The sequence below is a fragment of the Stappia sp. genome (genome assembly GCF_040110915.1).
Classification (GTDB): Bacteria; Pseudomonadota; Alphaproteobacteria; order Rhizobiales; family Stappiaceae; genus Stappia.
In genome coordinates this window covers 520,658-536,294 of the sequence record NZ_CP157793.1, presented here as the reverse complement: position 1 = coordinate 536,294, position 15,637 = coordinate 520,658, and the positions used below count along the sequence as shown (strand labels likewise).

Genomic DNA, 15,637 nt, shown 5'->3' with positions numbered 1-15,637 from the left:
GTCACGAAGCCCGGCAAGGCCACGGCGTCGCAATCCGGTGCCGCCGTGGGGAAACGGTCGACTTCGCGGGTCATGTCCGCCTCACCTCCGTGCGGTCCGCTTCTCGGTGCTGCGGCCGGGTCCGGGCCACGCCATGGTCCATGCGTCCCTGCCAGATGGCCCCCCGTCCGATGCGCCCCGCCGGAAGCACTCCTGCCCGATGCCGTCCCGTGGGATACGCTTGCAGCGACGTCGTCCGCCTCGCCGGGCCCGCTTCCGCGCGCGCTTGAAGCACGCAGGGAGGATCTTCCGCCGATGGATATGCAACGGGCGCGTTGGCACGCCGAAGAGATTCCGACTCGCCCGACCTCTCCGCTCGCGGTTCAGGCTGCCAACGCCCGATCCCCGATCAACGCGGACGCGCAGCTATCCCAGGTGCTTCTTGAGCAGAGCGGCGAGATCCTCTTCCAGCGCCGCCATCCGCGCCGCCCGGGTCTCCACCACCCGTTCGCCGTCCTTGTAGGAGGTGTTGTAGCAGGACCAGTCCTGCCGGCCGCAGGCATCCAGGCTTTCGTCCGGCGGGCAGATATAGGAGCCCTGCGGTCGGCAGGTCGCGCTCTTCGCCCGCACGTTGATCGCAAGCCTCACCGATCCGAAATCCGCGTCCTCAGCCATCGTTCTCGCCTCCCGATCCCCAACACGCATCCCGCGCCATCCGCGGGCCTGCACACCAATCAGGAAACAACTCTTGAGCGCAAAACGGCGGCCGTCAATCCCCAAGGCGCCATCGGGCCGGGGCAGCAGCGAGACGACAGCGGGACGAAGGCGGGACGACGGGGGCCCGGCACAGGCCGATGATCGCGGCGGACGAGGACCGCCGGAAACCGCGGTCCCGGCGGCCTCGCGCGCCGGTACGGGCCGGCCCCGCACACGCGCCCCGGCCGCCCCGCCGTGAGCGGCCTATCCCAGATGCTTTTTCAGAAGATCCGCGAGCTCGGCCTCGAGCGCCGACATGCGCTCGGCCTTGAGCGTCACCACGGCACCCGCGTCCTTGTAGGACGTGGTGACGCAGGACCAGCTCGCCTTGCCGCAGGCATCGAGACTTTCCGGCGAGGGACAGATATACGACCCGCCTGTCTTGCAGCTCTTGTCCGTGCCCCGCACGTTGACGGCGAGTTTCACAGAACCGAAATCATAGGTGCCTTCCATCATAGCCTCCCCATCGCGAACGATTACCCAACGCGGCAATCCTCGGTCGCGTATTCCGCTACGTCAACCTAGAGTCATTACGCATGGCCGACAGGCCCTGCGTGACCCTGTTGCAGGCGCCTTGCCTCTCGCGGGCGGAGCGGCCTATCGTGGCGGCCAACATGGGACTTCGCGGCCGCTCCCGGCGGGGCGTCACCGGAGCCCGTCCCGTTCGATGATCACGGACCTGTCATGCGCATCGCCTACACCATGTCGCCCGGACGCGGCGACACCGACCTCGTTCTCGCCCGCCTCGCGACCGGGCTCGCGGACGCGGGCCTGCGGACCTGCGGCGTTGTCCAGATCAACACCGAGCGCCCCGATACGCCGGTCTGCGACATGGACGTGAAGGTGCTGCCCGAGGGCCCCGTCATCCGCATTTCGCAGACGCTCGGCCCCGGCGCGCGCGGCTGCCGGCTGGACCCGCCGGCGCTGGAGGAAGCGGTCGGGCTGGTGTCGGCCCGCCTGGCGGCCGGCGCGGATGTGCTCATCGTCAACAAGTTCGGCAAGCACGAAGCGGGCGGCCGCGGCTTTCGCGACGTGATCGCCGATGCGCTCGCCCGCGACGTGCCCGTCGTCGTGGGCGTCAACGGCATGAACGAGCGCGCCTTTCTCGACTTCACCGCCGATATGGCGACCCGCGTCGACCCGGATGCGGACGCGCTGCGGGCCTGGCTCGACGCCGCGCGGCTCGCCGCCTGATACCTTTCGGCACGGGCATCCCCCGGCGATCTCCTTCCCCCGGCGATCCGGGGTGCGGTCCCCGGAACGGGACCATGGCCTAGCCGAACCAGATCTTCACGATCACGCCGGTGGCGTCCTGTTCGATGTTCACCCGGTCGGGAACGTAATCGTCGGTGAGCAGATCGCCGGTCGTGTAGACGCGCAGCGGGCGCCCGACGAGATCGGCGACCGTGTTCGTCGCGGCGGCAATTGCACCGGCCAGGCGCAAAGCCCCCGCATCGGCGGACATCGACGCTTCCCCCGGCTTGCCGCAATTGTCCGCGATGAACCGTTCGCAGGCCGCCGGGTCGGCCGGCCCGAAGACCTGGGAATAGATGCCCGGATAGACCGCATCGTCAGCGACGGTGCGGCAGGCAACGAGGGCGGGCAAGGCCTCCGTCAACGAAATCACGATATTCATGCGCCTGTCCTCCCATCCCGGTCCGGCCATCGCCCGACCACCAATGCAATTCAAGGTCGCATTTCTCGCAAAATCAATCCCTGACATTTATGCCAGTTCGAGCAGATCGACCGTGTCGCCGAGCTCAGCCCGCGCGATCTCCACAACGCTGCGGTGGTGGGTGAAGAGGATCGGCTGCACCGTGTCGGCCAGCCGGGCGAGCGCGCGCAGGCCGGCGGCCGTTCGCGCGTCGTCGAAGGTCTGGAACAGATCGTCGCCGATGAAGGGAAGCGGCTCCGCACGCGCGGCGTAGTCCAGCAGGGTCGCGAGCCGCAGGGCGAGATAGAGCTGGTCGCACGTCCCCTCGCTCAGACCGTCGACGCCGACGCGTTCGCCCGTGCCGCGAAGCGCCAGCAGCCGGGGCCGGTCGTCCGCGTCGAAAGACTGGTCGAGACCGGTGAAGGCGCCGCCGGTCAGATCCGCCAGCAGGCTCCCGGCGCGCTCCAGGACCGGGTTGCCCTGCGCCGCGCGATGGCGCTCCATGGCCGCCGAAAGCAGCGTCTCCGCGAGCTTGAGCACCAGCCAGTCGCGTCCCGCCGCCGTCATCTCCGCCTCGGCGGCCGCCCGGGCGAAGGCCGCCCCTTCCGCGCCGCCGGCCTGCGCGCGCCGCTCCTTCTCCGCCTCGCAGGCCCGGGTTCGGGAATGCGCCTCCTTGAGCGCCTCGATGCGCTCCTGTTTCTCGGCCTCGAGCACGTCCAGCGCGACACGGGCTTCCTCGGCGTTGAACGCCGCAAGCTCCGCGGCGATCGCCTCCCGCGTTTCCCCCCGCGCCATGGCCTCGAAGCGCGCCGCGCTCTGCGCCACCGCCTCGGCGAGGGCGTCGCGGCGCGCCAGACGCGCCACGAGGTCGGCGAGGTCGTGCCCGCGCAGGGCTTCGGGCAGGCGCGCCACCTCGTCCGTCAACGCGGCATGCGCCGCGTCGCGGGCGTGGCGGGCCGTCTCCCTTGCGGCCGTCGTTTCCGCCACGGCGCGGTCTGCGGCTTCCCACAGGGTGCGCGCCGTCCGCGCCGCCTCCAGCCGCGTGCGCACATGCGTCAGCGCGCGGTCGGGCGCCTCGTCGACCAGATCGGGCGCGCAGGCGGCCACCAGCTCGCGCACCCGCGCCTCGAAGGCCGCATTGTCGCGGCGCATGCCGGCGACCCGCCGTGCGGTCTGGTCGCGCCGCGTCACGCGCTCCGGCAGATCCCGCCACAGGTCGAGCACGACGGCGGCCGCCGCAAGCCCCGTCTCCGGCGGCTGCCCGACACGTTTGAGGGCGGCGGTGAACCGCGTTTCCCAGGTCTCGAGATCGGCGGCCAGCGCGGCGCGCTCCGCCTCCAGCCGGTCGATGCGCGTCTGGATATCGACGCGACGCGCCGTGCGTTCGCGCAGATCCGAAAAGCGCTCGGTGCGGCGACGCAACGCCTCCCCGACCTGACGGGCAAGCGCGGCCACCGGGACCGGCCGACCGGCCTCCTGCCCGCCGTCCAGCTCCGGATCGATGCCGAGCGTTCGCGCGATCCCGGCAAGGCGTGCCCCCGTTTCCGCCTCGCGGGCGCGTGCCTCGGCCAGCCGGTCTCCGAGACGGGCCACCCCCTCGCGCTCGCCGAGCAGCGTTTCGACCGCCCGTCGCCAGTCGACCATCTCGTCCGCCGTGCCCGGCACGATGCCCGCGCCCTCGAAAGCCGCGGTCAGGTCGGCGCGCAAGCCGTCGTGCGCCGCCGCCAGCCGGTCGATCTCGGCGCGTTGCGTCTCGAGGCTTGCCCCCAGGTCCGCAAGCCGGCTGCGGTCGGCAAGATGACGCGACACCCGGTCGGCCTCGGCGACGGCACGGTCGGCAAGACGGTCGGCCTCCGCGCGAAGGGCGAGATAGCGCGCAAGCCGCGCCGCATTCCCGTCTCCGTCTCCGTCTCTGGCCACGTCCCCAGCCACGCCCCCGTCCGGTGTCTGCGGTCCGGCCGCTGGCGCGCGCAGGGCCTCGAACGCCGCGTCGCGCGCCTGCCGGGCGGCCGCGATCGCCTCGGGCGAGGGAACCGCGCCGCCTGCATCGGCGTCCGCAACGACCGCGCGCAGGCGATGCGCCTCGCCCTCCAGCTCGCGCAGGCGCTCGCCCGCACGCCGGCGCGCCTCGGCCAGCTCTCTGGCACGGGTGCGCAGGGCAAGCAGGGCATCCACATCGGGCAGCGGCGCGCGGGCCAGCGCATCGAGGTCGGCAACCGGCGGCGCAAGCCGGCCCGCCGCCTCCGACAGTCTGCGGCGCGCCGTGCGATGCTCGGCGGCCATCTCCTGCGTGCGCTCCAGCGCGCGCAGATCCTCCCCCATCGCCTCGAAGCGGGCGCGCAAGGGGGCGGGATCGGCGATCTCCCCCGCCTCGTGGGCGCGCATGACCTCTTCGAGGTCTGAGCGCTCCGACGTCAGTTGCCGGGCAAGCCGCTCCTGGTTTGCGTTGAACCGCTCGCCTTCGGCGATGCGCTCGGCCAGATCCGTCAGGCCCGCCTCGTCGGGCTGATGAGCGGCGAGCGCCTGCGTCTCGGGCGCCAGATGTCCCAGCCCCAGCCGGCGCATCCGGTCCGCCAGATCCGCCGTTTCCGCGTCGGCCTGGGCGGCGACGCGCGGCAGATCCTTGCAGCGCTCGCGATAGGCGCCGATCTGCGACACCAGGTCGCCGATGGCCTCGGCGCGGGAGAGAAGATCCGCGTCGACCGAAATGGCGGCGCGGGCGGCAAGCGCCTCCTGTGCCGCCCGCTCGGCCTCGGCGAGCGTCGTCCCGGTGCGCTCCCGCGCCTCCAGCCGCGTCGAAAGTTCCTCCGCGCGTCGGTGTGTCACCTCCGCGAGATCGTCGTAGGCGGCAAGCGCCCGCTCGCCCGCGGCGAGTTCGCTCAACACGGGCTCCAGATCGATGAGCCGCTGAAGACGCTCCGCCTTGCGGCTGGTCTCGCGAAACCGCGCGTCGGCCTCCTCGTGCGCGGCCTGCGCCTCGGCGATGGCGTCGTTGAGGGCCTTCCACTCGGCGGCGCGCAGCTCGCGCTCCTTTTCCTCCTGCTTCGCCGCGTCGTAGCGATCCTTCGCCTGATAGAAGAGACGGTCGCGCGATGCGCGGGGCGCGAAGATCGCGTCCGCCTCCGCGGCGAGGTCGGCGCGCAGGTTACGCACGCCGTGCAGGCCGGTGGCGGCGGCGAACAGCACCCCCTCCTCCCCGTCCGCGCCGTCGAGCATCGCCTTGCCGCCTTCGCGCAAGCCTTCGGACCCCAGACCGAAACTGCGCTCGAAGATCTCCCGCGTCGCGCCGCCCAGAAAGGGCACCAGCGCATCGTCGCGCAGGGCCTCTTCGGCGTCGCTGTCGGCGAGCAGCGTGTTCTTGCGGCCCTTGCGGCGACGGAACGCGAGTGTCTCGCCCGCCCGGTTGCGCAGGGTCGCGGCGATACGCAGGCTCGACGCCTCATGCAGGAAATCGGAGGATGTCTGGTGCGGGAAGCCGAACAACAGATCGGAAATCGCCGCCAGCACCGTGCTCTTGCCGGCCTCGTTGGGGCCATAGACGAGATGCAGGCGCGCATCGGGGCGAAAGCGCAGGCTGCAGGCGCTCAGATGCCCGTAGCGCAGGAGATCGAGACGGTCGAAGCGCATCAGCCGTCCTGCGTCCGCAGCCGCGCGGCCAGCACCGCGCGGGCCTCGTCGATCAGGCTCGCAACCTCCTCGCCGAAGGGGCGGTCGGGGTCGAGAAGGCCGGGCGGCATCTTGCGTCCGAGGTCCGCCAACGCGGCCTCGGCGGCTTGCGCCACATCGTCGTCGCGCGCGGCCGCGTCGAGAAGGGTTTGGAGATCGAGCGCGCTGTCGGCGTCGAGTGGCGCGGCCTCCAAGGGGGCGAGATCGAGGCGCAGCTTCTCCAGCCAGAGATCGGGATCGACATGGTGACAGACGGCCTCGATCTCCTCGCGAAGCCGGGCCCGGCCCGACAGCAGCCGGTCGTGCAGATCGGTCGCGCCGGAAAGCCGGACGCGCAGCGCGACGAGGCGGCCCTGCGCGGCCTGCGCGACCGCCTCCGCCTCCCCCTTCACACGTGCCAGAACGTCGGAGATATCGGCGCAGACCGCGATGTCGAGATCGAGGCGCGCCCAGCGCGCTGTGTCGACCACGAGCCGTTCGAGCCCCGTCACCCGCCCATCCTCGACATGCACCAGCACCGCGCCCTTCTCGCCCGTCTCGCGGATGTTGCGGCCCTGGAGGTTGCCCGGATAGACCACCGGCGGATCGGCATGCACCACCTCATACCCGTGCACATGACCGAGCGCCCAATAGTCGTATCCCCTGGCCGTCAGGTCCTCCAGCGAGCAGGGCGCATAGTCTGCGTGGGGCGGCCGACCGGTCAGCGAGGTGTGCAGCACGCCGATGTTGACGTGACCGGCCAGCGGTGCGGGATAGGCGCGGGCGAGATTGTCGCGCGCCTGTCGCTCGGCGAAGCTCTGACCGTGCAGCGCGACCGCGACATCCTCCAGAACATGCGTCTCCGGACGGCGCGCGGAAAAGGTCCGCACGCTGTCGGGCAGCGGGATCGAGCGGGTCACGACGCTTTCCGCGTCGTGATTGCCGCGCAGCAGGAACACCGGAATGCCGGCGCGGTCGAGCCGGGCGATCTCGCGATTGAAGAAGAGGCCGATCGCGCTGTCCTTCCATTCGCCGTCATAGACATCGCCGGCGATGACGAGAAACCGCGCTCCGGCGGCGAGCGTTCGCTCCACCAGCGCGACGAAGGCGCTGCGGGTCGCCTGGGCGAACCGCTCCGAAACCTCCCGGTCGCGCAGGGCCAGCCCGCGAAACGGGCTGCCCAGATGCAGATCCGCCGCATGGACGAAGGAAAAAGACGCCACCGATGGTCTCCCATTCCCATTCTGGTGTCCGGATCCGGGACCGGTGCGGGAACCGGCTCCGTTACCGACGGGTCGGTCTCCCACCCCGCCGCACGCCGGGCCGCTGCGCGGGAATCACCCCTCCGGCCGGTCCGGTCAGGCTAGATCATGCCGACGCCGGGTCAAACGTCGCAAGATGCCGGCGAGACAGCGACGCATCCTTGTGGGCGCCCTTGCACGCGAGGACGCGCGCGGGCTTTCGCGCATCGGCAGATCGCCGGGGCGGCGCGCGACGCCATGCTCGGTCTTCGCCCAGCGGTGGGGCGCGCGAACGATGTCCAGAACCGCCGCATAGAAGGCGATGCTCTGCGCAAGCCAGTAGACCGGGATCAGCGCCATGTCGACCACGGAGGGACGCCAGCCGCGGCGCCGCGCCCCGACCGCCATCGACAGGGCGGTCGATCCGCACGACAGCACCACGCTTGCCGCCGCGAGACACAGGATCGAGGGGACCACCCATCCCGTCCCGGTCTCAAGGCGCACCAGCCCGGCCGCATAGAGGACGAGCAGCCCCATGAAGAGCGGATGGGCGGCCAGCGTCACGACCATGCCGCTCAGATAGAGAACGATCACGAGAAGCTGCCCCCGGCCGATTTCCCGGGCGAGACGCAGCGGATCGCGAAAGGTGACGAGAAGCACCTGAAGCCATCCTTTCAGCCAGCGGGTCCGCTGCCGATGCCAGGCACCCCACCCCAGCGGCGCTTCCTCGTAGGTGGCGGAGGCAAAGGTCTGGAGCCGGTATCCGCCGCGCACCAGACGCACCGCCAGATCGGCGTCCTCGGTGACATTGTGCGGGTCCCAGCCGCCGACAGCTTCCAGCGCCTCGCGGCGAAAGTGATTGGAGGTGCCGCCGAGCGGAAACGGCCAGCCGCGCGACGACAGCCAGGGCAGCAGGCAATCGAACAGCGCCGCGTACTCGAAGCGGAACTGGCGCGGAAAGAACCGGAGACTGGAATGGTCGATGACCAGGTGCGCCTGCAATGCGGCCACGCGGGTCGAAACCTCCGCGAAGCGGCGGGCGGCAAGATGAAGCTGGTTCGGGTCCGGCCGGTCCTCGCCGTCGAAGACCGCGATCAACTCGCCCCGGGCCTCGTTCAGACCGTGACACAGCGCCCGTGGCTTGGTGCGCGGCGTGCCCGGCGGGACGATCAGGATGCGCATGTGCGGCAGCAGAAGCGGCTCCAGCGCCGCGCGGGTTTCAGGGTCGTCGGCCTCGAGCAGGAACAGGATCTCGTGGCGGTGACGGGGATAGCTGAAGCAGGCGAGACTGCGCACCAGCGCGGGGATCACGCGTGCCTCGCGGTAGACGGGCACGAGCACCGAATAAAGCGGCAGCCGGCCACCCCGCGCCCCGCCACGCGGCCCAAGGTCCGGCAGCGGCCCGGGCACGGGGCTTCGCGCCGGCCGCAAGCCGGCCGCGAGACGCACGACGCCGGGCACCATGCCGACCGCCGTGACGGCAAGCGAGGCGACAAGCACCGCCGCACCGACGCTTGAGGCAAGACCGGCCAGAAACAGCGCAAGTCCGCCGCCGACGACGGCCGCCTGCGGGCGCGTGAGCGCCTGACGGGCGCTCATCTCGGGCCGCGTCAGGGCGAGCCGGGCGGCCGGGTCGGCCATGCGGATGGCGTCCGCAAGCGCCTGCGGCGAGACGATGCGGATGCGCCGCCGCACTTGCGGAGACCGCAGGAGCTGAGAGCGGATGCGCGACAGGCATTCCGGCACCGGGGCAAGGGCCACGATCATCTCCCCGTCCGCGTTCCGGCCGATGGACAGGGGCCCCGGAAAATCCGCCGGCGGCGGAAAGGCGGGCGAGTGGCAGGAGCGGAAGCTTCCGCCCGGGAGGAACTGCAGATCGCAGGCTTCGGCGAAGGCGCTGTAATAGGCCTCGCACGACACAAGGCCCTGTTCCAGCAACACCCGCGCCGGCGCGCAGGATCGCCGCCGCCCCTCGCGCACGGCGATCAGCAGGAGAACCGGAGACAGGCCGCGCAAGCGCAGGATCTCCAGATCCGCTGGCAACGCGAGGGCCCGCGCGGCGGGCGCCGGTGCCTGCCGCGCCTCCCCGCGCCGGACCGCGGGCGACAGGGCGCGCGCCTGTGCGCCCGCGCTGGACGTCCCCCGTGGCCTGCGGCTACGCTCGGCGAGATCCCGCAGGACGCGTTGGTGCAGAGATGCGAGAGTGACGGGCGGTGGGTCGAACATCCTTGGGGCTTCGGACGGCCAAAATGAGGAAAGCAGGACTTTCGGCTTGCAACGGGACAAGCCTCACGCAATCAAAAACGGGCTTGCAGGAACGGGCAGCACACCCGTGGCGGAGATCACCTCCCGCCGAAAACGACCTTCGGTTGAACATGTCAAAAATGCCGAGCTCATTTGAGCGTATATCACGCCCCTTAGCAACCCTTGCGATAATTTTCGGATTTTTCTACCTTTTGGGGCAGGGTGTCACGGAGACCCGCGCGCAAGACCCCGCGGGGTCCCGTTCTCCCGCCGGGGCGCCGGACCTGACCGGGCCCGCCGCCGACGCCCGGGTGCGCGTTCCGAACTTCTGGGATCCGCGCAAGATCGGCGACCGCCCGGCCAATCGCCCCGAGACGATCCGCTTCCTGGCGAGCGACGATTTTCCGCCCTTCGTCTTTCGCGACGGGACGGGCCGCCTGACCGGGTTCAACATCGACCTCGCCCGGGCGATCTGCGAGGAACTGGACGCGGCGTGCTCGCTGCGGGTGATGACCTTCGAAGCGCTGGTCCCCGCGCTTGAAAACGACGACGGCGACGCGATCATCGCCGGCCTTGCCCGCGATGCGCAAACCGCGGAACGGCTCAGGTTTTCCGAGCCTTATCTGCGTCTGCCCGCCCGCTTCGTCGTTCTCCGGGACCGCGAGCTGGAGGTGATCCCGGAGGAGATGGCCGGCAAGCGCATCTCGGTGACGCAGGACACCGTCCACGAAGCCTTTCTGCGGAGGTACTTCGCGGATGCCGAGATCGTCACCTATCCGACCGCGACCGAAGCCCGCACGGCGCTCGGCACCGAGGAGGCCGACGCCCACTTCGGCGACGCGCTGTCGCTGTCGTTCTGGCTGAACGGCGATCTGTCGGCGGGATGCTGCGCCTATGCCGGCGGACCGTGGCTCGAACCCGGCTATTTCGACCGGGGCCTGTCGATCGCCTTTCGCGGCGACGATGCGCTGCGCCAGGAGGCGATCAATCACGCCCTGTCGCAATTGCAGGCCAAGGGCGTCTACTCGGAGCTGTATCTACGCTACTTTCCCGTCAGTTTTTACTGATGGTGTATTTCCCGAGGGCTTTTCTGCGCAGGTTGCGGCCTCCTCGCCGGCTGTCGCGGCGGCGGGGCGAAACGGCAGGGCGAGACACCACCAGTAGCGCGTCGGCGCGGCGGACTGATACTCGTTTAGCCCGATCGTCATGCCGAGATGGCCCTTGCTCGGCTGGTCGGTGTAGGTGCGGAACAGCCGGTCCCAGATCGACAGGTTGAACCCGTAGTTGGAATCCGTCTCGCGCCGGATCACCGAATGGTGGACGCGATGCATGTCGGGCGTCACGATCACCAGTCGCAGAACACGGTCGAGCGCGGCCGGCAGCTTCACATTGGCGTGGTTGAACATGGCCGCCCCGTTCAGCACCACCTCGAAGACCAGCACCGCCATCACCGGAATGCCGAAGGCCAGCACCACCGCCGCCTTCCAGGCCATCGAGATCACGATCTCCAGCGGATGGAAACGCAGCGCCGTGGTCACGTCGATATCCGGGTCGGCGTGGTGCATCTTGTGGATGCGCCACAAGAGCGGGATCTTGTGCGAGGCCCAATGCTCCGCCCAGACGGCGAAATCCAGGATCACGAAGCCGAGCACGGCGGCGAGCCAGAGGGGAACGTCGGCCACCGCGAAAAGCCCGTAGCCGTTGGTCGAGGCCCACAGGGCGACCCCGACGGCGGCCATGGGAAAGACGATCCGCAGGATCGCGGTGTCGCTCGCCACGATGGCGAGATTGGTGATCCAGCGCCGCGAGCGGCCATAGCTCAGATCGCGGCGCGGCAGCAGCACCTCGACCAGCGCCATGCTTGCAAAGATCCCGAAAAACAGGACCAGCCGGATCGTCGCTTCGCTCATTACCCTCTCCCGCGCGCTCCAGCACGCAATACTCTTCGGATGCAGGGCCGCGCCGCGCATCCCGTTCGGCTTGAACCTAAGGCGCCCCCGTGGGATAGGCGAGGCCGATCACATTCAAGATTTCGCGACCAAAGGTCCCACGCATCATGACCGACATTCTCTGGACGCGGCCCGAGGCCGATCCGACCGCGACGCTCGTCCTCGCCCATGGCGCCGGCGCGCCGATGGACTCCGGCTTCATGGAGCGCTTCGCGGGCCATGCGGCGCGGGCCGGGCTCGCCGTCGCGCGCTTCGAGTTCGCCTATATGGCGGCCCGGCGCGCCGGCGGCCCCAAGCGCCCGCCACCGAAGGCCGACACGCTCGTCGGCGAGTTCCAGCGCGCGGTGCAGGAGGTGATGGCGGAAACCCCGGGCCCGGTGCTGATCGGCGGCAAGTCGATGGGCGGACGCGTCGCGGCCATGCTCGCCGGCTCGCCCTCCCTGCCCCGGCGCGTCGCGGCGGTCGTATGCCTCGGCTATCCGTTTCACCCGCAGGGCAAGTCCGATCCCGAGGCCTGGCGGCTCGCACCGCTCGCCGCGAGCAGGCGGCCGGTTCTGGTGGCGCAGGGCACGCGCGACGGCTTCGGCACGCAGGACGAGGTCGGCGCGGTGACCTTGCCCGCGCATGTCACGCTGCATTGGCTCGAGGACGGCAACCACGATCTCGCGCCGCGCGGCGCCTCGCCGGCCACCTGGGACGGCAATCTGGCGGCCGCCGCGGCGGCGGCGGCGGAGCTTGCCGCGCGCGTCAGCGACTGACGACGTCCCGCCTCATTCCGCCGGCAGGTTGCGCACCGGTCCTTTCGGCGCGTCTTCCTCCGGCGGCGCGATGCGGAACAGCCGCCCGATGTCCGACCCGATGCCCATGAGCGCCGGCACGATGACAAGCACGAGGACGGTCGCCGTCGACAGGCCGAAGACGATGGTGATCGCCATCGGCATCAGGAACTGGGCCTGAAGGCTCTTTTCGAAGAGCAACGGCGTCAGGCCGCCGATGGTGGTCAGCGAGGTCAGCAGCACCGCGCGCAGGCGATCCTGGGCGGAGGCGATGGCGGCCGCCTCGATGCTCTCCCCCGTCTTGCGCCGCTCGTCGAAGCGCGCGACCAGGATGATCGAGTTGTTCACCAGGATGCCGGAGAGCCCGAGCAGGCCGATCAGACTGAGAATGGTGAGGTCGAAGCCCAGCAGGTAATGGCCGAAGACGGCGCCGACGATGCCGAAGGGAATGATCGACATCACCGCGAGCGGCGTGAAGTAGCTGGCGAAGATCGCCGCCAGGATCAGGTAGATCGCGGCAAGGGCGGCCAGCGTGCCGATCCTGAGATCGGCAAAGGCGCCCTGGCGCTCCTCCTCGCGGCCCGAGAAGCGGAAGTCGACGCCATGGCGGTCCGTGATCTCCTGGATCTTGCCGTCGCTCAGGTCTTCCACGATCTGGATGCTGGAGGTCACATCGGCGTCGACATCGGCCGACACGCTCACGGTGACCCGCCCGTCGCGGCGCTGAATGACCGAAAAGCCCTGCCGGTCGTCGAGCGTCACAACCTCCAGAAGCGGCACGAACTCGCCGTTCGGCGCCTTGAGGTTGAGGTTTCGGAGCGCCCCGCCGCCGGAGGTCGGCAGGTCCTGCAGGACGCGGATGGTGATCTCTTCCTCGCCTTCGGCGAAGCGGCGCGGGATGGTGCCCTCGAGCGCGCTGCGGATCTGACGGGCGGCACTGTCGACGGTGAAGCCCAGCGCCTCGCCGCGCGGGCTCAGCTCGACCACCAGTTCCGGCTTGCCGTAGGGCAGATCGTCGGCCACCCCGTCGACGCCCGGATACCCGGTCAGGAGTTCCTGCACCTTGAGCGAGGCCTGCTTGAGCGCATTGGGGTCCGCGCCCTGCAGCAGGATGTCGAGATCGCGGCCCGGAGGCCCGCCGCGCCGTTCGAACACGGCGACGCGCTTGGCGCCGGGGATATCCGGATTGGCCTGGCGCCAGGCCCGCACGATCTCCGGCGTGCGGATGGTGCGGTCTTCCGAGGCGGTGAGCTGGACATCGATGCTGGCGACGTTGTTGCCCCGGTTGTTGCCCGACTGGCCGAGCGTGGCATAGGTCGCGACGATGAGTTCCTCGCCGCTGTCGCCGGCAAGCGTTGCTTCCGCCTGGCGCAGCGCCTGTTCGATGCGCAGCAATCCGGCCTCGGCCTCTTCCAGCGAAATGCCGGCATTGAAGGTGATCGAGGCGCGGATGTTCTCCGCCTCCGGCGAGGGGAAGAACTGGAAGCCCACCCGGTCGCCGCGGATCATGCCGGCGGTCAGCAGCACGGTGGCGATGGCGACCGCGAGCGTCACGTAGCGCCAGCGGTAGGAAAGCGTGACGAAGCCGCGGAAGGGAACGTCGCGCACCCAGCCGAAGCCCGCGTCGAAGTTGCGACGGAACCAGCCAGGCCGGTCCTCATAGGCGCTCGTCGCGCGCATCCGCCGCAGCACCAGGAACAGGAACTCCAGCGCGATCGCCAGCGCGAAGAATATCGCCAGCACGAGAATGTCGAAGACGAGCGTGCCGAAAGCATCGCGCCCGGCACGCGCGGGATCGGCGATCACGTCGAGCCACGGCGGCACGGACATGTCGGGCCGTCCGGCCAGCGCGATCACGAAGAGCGCCGGCGCGCCCGCCAGGATCACCACCCGCCACCAGCTCCAGGAGGGCCCGCGCGCGAGCGAATGCGCCAGATGGCCCGGCAGCACGAAGAAACACTCGACCAGGCTGGCAAGCACCACCGCCACGACCACGAGGGGCAAGGCCACCATGATCTGCCCGATGGTGTCCTGGATCAGCATGATCGGCAGGAAGGCGGCGATGGTGGTGGAACAGGCCGCGATGATCGGCCACAGCATGCGGCTCGCGCCCTCTTCCGCCGCCTGGAACGGACCGTCGCCCATGGCGACCCGGGTCGCCGTGTGCTCGCCCACCACGATGGCGTCGTCGACGATGATGCCGAGCGTCATGATGAGCGCGAAGAGCGACATCATGTTGATGGTCTGCCCGCTCACCCACATGATGCCGACGGTCGCCAGGATCGCCACGGGAATGCCCGCGGCCACCCAGAGCGCGATGCGCGCGTTCAGGAACGCGAAGAGCACGATGACGACGAGCAACAGGCCGGACAGGCCGTTCTCCACCAGGATCATGATGCGCTGGCTGAGACTGTCGGCGCGCACCTCGTATTTGACGAGTTCGAGCGAGGCCGGCAGTTGCGGGGCGATCTCGGCGAGATATTCGTCGAGGATCGCGTTGACCTTCAGCTGGTCGGCCTGGGCGGAGCGCTCGACGGTGAGTTCCACCGCCCGCACACCGTCGGAATAGCCGATCACCTGATCGTCGTCGAAGCTCTTCGACACATCCGCGATGTCGCGCAGCTGGACCTTTTCGCCGGTCGGAAAGGCCTTGACGACGATGCGCCCGATGGCCTCCGGCGAGGTCGTGTCGGCGACCGCGCGCACCTGCCGCTCGATCCCGCCGGCCAGATCGCCGGACGGCAGGTCGCGCGTGTTGGCGGCGATCTGGTTCGACACGTCGGCAATCGTCAGGTCGAGCCGGCGCAACTCGCGTTCGGGCACCTTGACGACATATTCCGTATCGCGAAAGCCGGTGAAGGTGACCTTGTCGATGCCGCGGTCGATCAGATCGTCGCGGATCTGGCGGGCGTAGCTCTTCAGCGCGTCCTCGGAGAACGGCCCGCGCAGGGCGACGCGCGCCACCCGGTCGAACCAGCTTGCGAGCGTCACCGTCGGCGTCTCGCTGTCCTCGGGCAGCGTCGTCACGCCGGCGATCGCCTGATCGACGTCGGACAGGGCCTTCTGCATGTCCGCGCCCTCGAGGAACTCGAGCCGCACGGAGGCCGCGCCCTCGCGGGCGTAGGATTTCATCTCGTCGACATTGTCGATGAAGCGCAATTCCGGCTCGACCGCCTGGAGAATGTTCTTCTCCACGTCCTCCGCGCTTGCGCCGGGCCAGGACACTGACACGGAGATCGTGTTGACGACGATCTGGGGAAAGAACTCGGTGTTCAGCTTGGCCATGCCGAAGACGCCGAACAGGATCATCAACGCCATGACGAGATTGGCGGCGTTGGGATGGCGCAGGAACTGGCCGATGACGCCCGAGGGCTTGAAATCCGGTGCGCGCAT

Annotated in this window: 11 protein-coding genes; 3 read left to right on the top strand and 8 right to left on the bottom strand. The window is 69.8% G+C overall.

Translation table 11 applies throughout. From position 1 onward, the window contains the following. Nucleotides 1–405: 405 nt before the first annotated feature. Nucleotides 406–654: a hypothetical protein gene (locus tag ABL312_RS02420; RefSeq protein ID WP_349359792.1), complete on the bottom strand. Its 249-nt coding sequence runs from the start codon at nucleotides 652–654 to the stop codon at nucleotides 406–408. 285 nt (nucleotides 655–939) lie between these two features. Next, nucleotides 940–1,191: a hypothetical protein gene (locus ABL312_RS02415; protein WP_349359791.1), complete on the bottom strand. Its 252-nt coding sequence runs from the start codon at nucleotides 1,189–1,191 to the stop codon at nucleotides 940–942. Between the two features lie 228 nt (nucleotides 1,192–1,419). On the opposite strand from ABL312_RS02415, the gene ABL312_RS02410 reads away from it, so the two are divergent. After that, nucleotides 1,420–1,929 carry a DUF2478 domain-containing protein gene (locus tag ABL312_RS02410; protein ID WP_349359790.1) on the top strand — a complete coding sequence of 170 codons (510 nt, stop codon included), beginning with the start codon at nucleotides 1,420–1,422 and terminating at the stop codon, nucleotides 1,927–1,929. A 79-nt stretch (nucleotides 1,930–2,008) separates the two neighbouring features. On the opposite strand, the gene ABL312_RS02405 is transcribed toward ABL312_RS02410, so the two are convergent. The 4 genes from ABL312_RS02405 to ABL312_RS02390 form a co-directional block, all read right to left on the bottom strand. Then, on the bottom strand, nucleotides 2,009–2,371 hold the full coding sequence (locus tag ABL312_RS02405) for an I78 family peptidase inhibitor (protein ID WP_349359789.1): 363 nt from the start codon (nucleotides 2,369–2,371) through the stop codon (nucleotides 2,009–2,011). Nucleotides 2,372–2,458: 87 nt separating this feature from the next. Continuing rightward, nucleotides 2,459–6,016 carry an AAA family ATPase gene (locus ABL312_RS02400; protein WP_349359788.1) on the bottom strand — a complete coding sequence of 1,186 codons (3,558 nt, stop codon included), beginning with the start codon at nucleotides 6,014–6,016 and terminating at the stop codon, nucleotides 2,459–2,461. After that, entirely contained in the window at nucleotides 6,016–7,257 is a 1,242-nt protein-coding gene (locus ABL312_RS02395) for a DNA repair exonuclease (protein ID WP_349359787.1), read from the bottom strand. The genes ABL312_RS02400 and ABL312_RS02395 overlap by 1 nt, the downstream gene beginning before the upstream one ends. A gap of 135 nt (nucleotides 7,258–7,392) precedes the next feature. Beyond that, on the bottom strand, nucleotides 7,393–9,291 hold the full coding sequence (locus ABL312_RS02390) for a glycosyltransferase family 2 protein (RefSeq protein ID WP_349359786.1): 1,899 nt from the start codon (nucleotides 9,289–9,291) through the stop codon (nucleotides 7,393–7,395). Between the two features lie 539 nt (nucleotides 9,292–9,830). Between ABL312_RS02390 and ABL312_RS02385 the strand changes: the two genes are divergently transcribed. Then, entirely contained in the window at nucleotides 9,831–10,586 is a 756-nt protein-coding gene (locus ABL312_RS02385) for a transporter substrate-binding domain-containing protein (RefSeq protein WP_349359785.1), read from the top strand. On the opposite strand, the gene ABL312_RS02380 is transcribed toward ABL312_RS02385, so the two are convergent. Then, nucleotides 10,557–11,429 (bottom strand): sterol desaturase family protein, encoded by an 873-nt coding sequence (locus ABL312_RS02380; protein ID WP_349359784.1) that lies wholly within the window; start codon nucleotides 11,427–11,429, stop codon nucleotides 10,557–10,559. The genes ABL312_RS02385 and ABL312_RS02380 overlap by 30 nt on opposite strands. Nucleotides 11,430–11,575: 146 nt before the next feature. On the opposite strand from ABL312_RS02380, the gene ABL312_RS02375 reads away from it, so the two are divergent. After that, a complete protein-coding gene (locus tag ABL312_RS02375) occupies nucleotides 11,576–12,226 on the top strand; it encodes an alpha/beta family hydrolase (protein ID WP_349359783.1) in 651 nt (216 codons plus the stop codon). A 12-nt stretch (nucleotides 12,227–12,238) separates the two neighbouring features. On the opposite strand, the gene ABL312_RS02370 is transcribed toward ABL312_RS02375, so the two are convergent. Beyond that, nucleotides 12,239–15,637: an efflux RND transporter permease subunit gene (locus ABL312_RS02370; RefSeq protein WP_349359782.1), complete on the bottom strand. Its 3,399-nt coding sequence runs from the start codon at nucleotides 15,635–15,637 to the stop codon at nucleotides 12,239–12,241.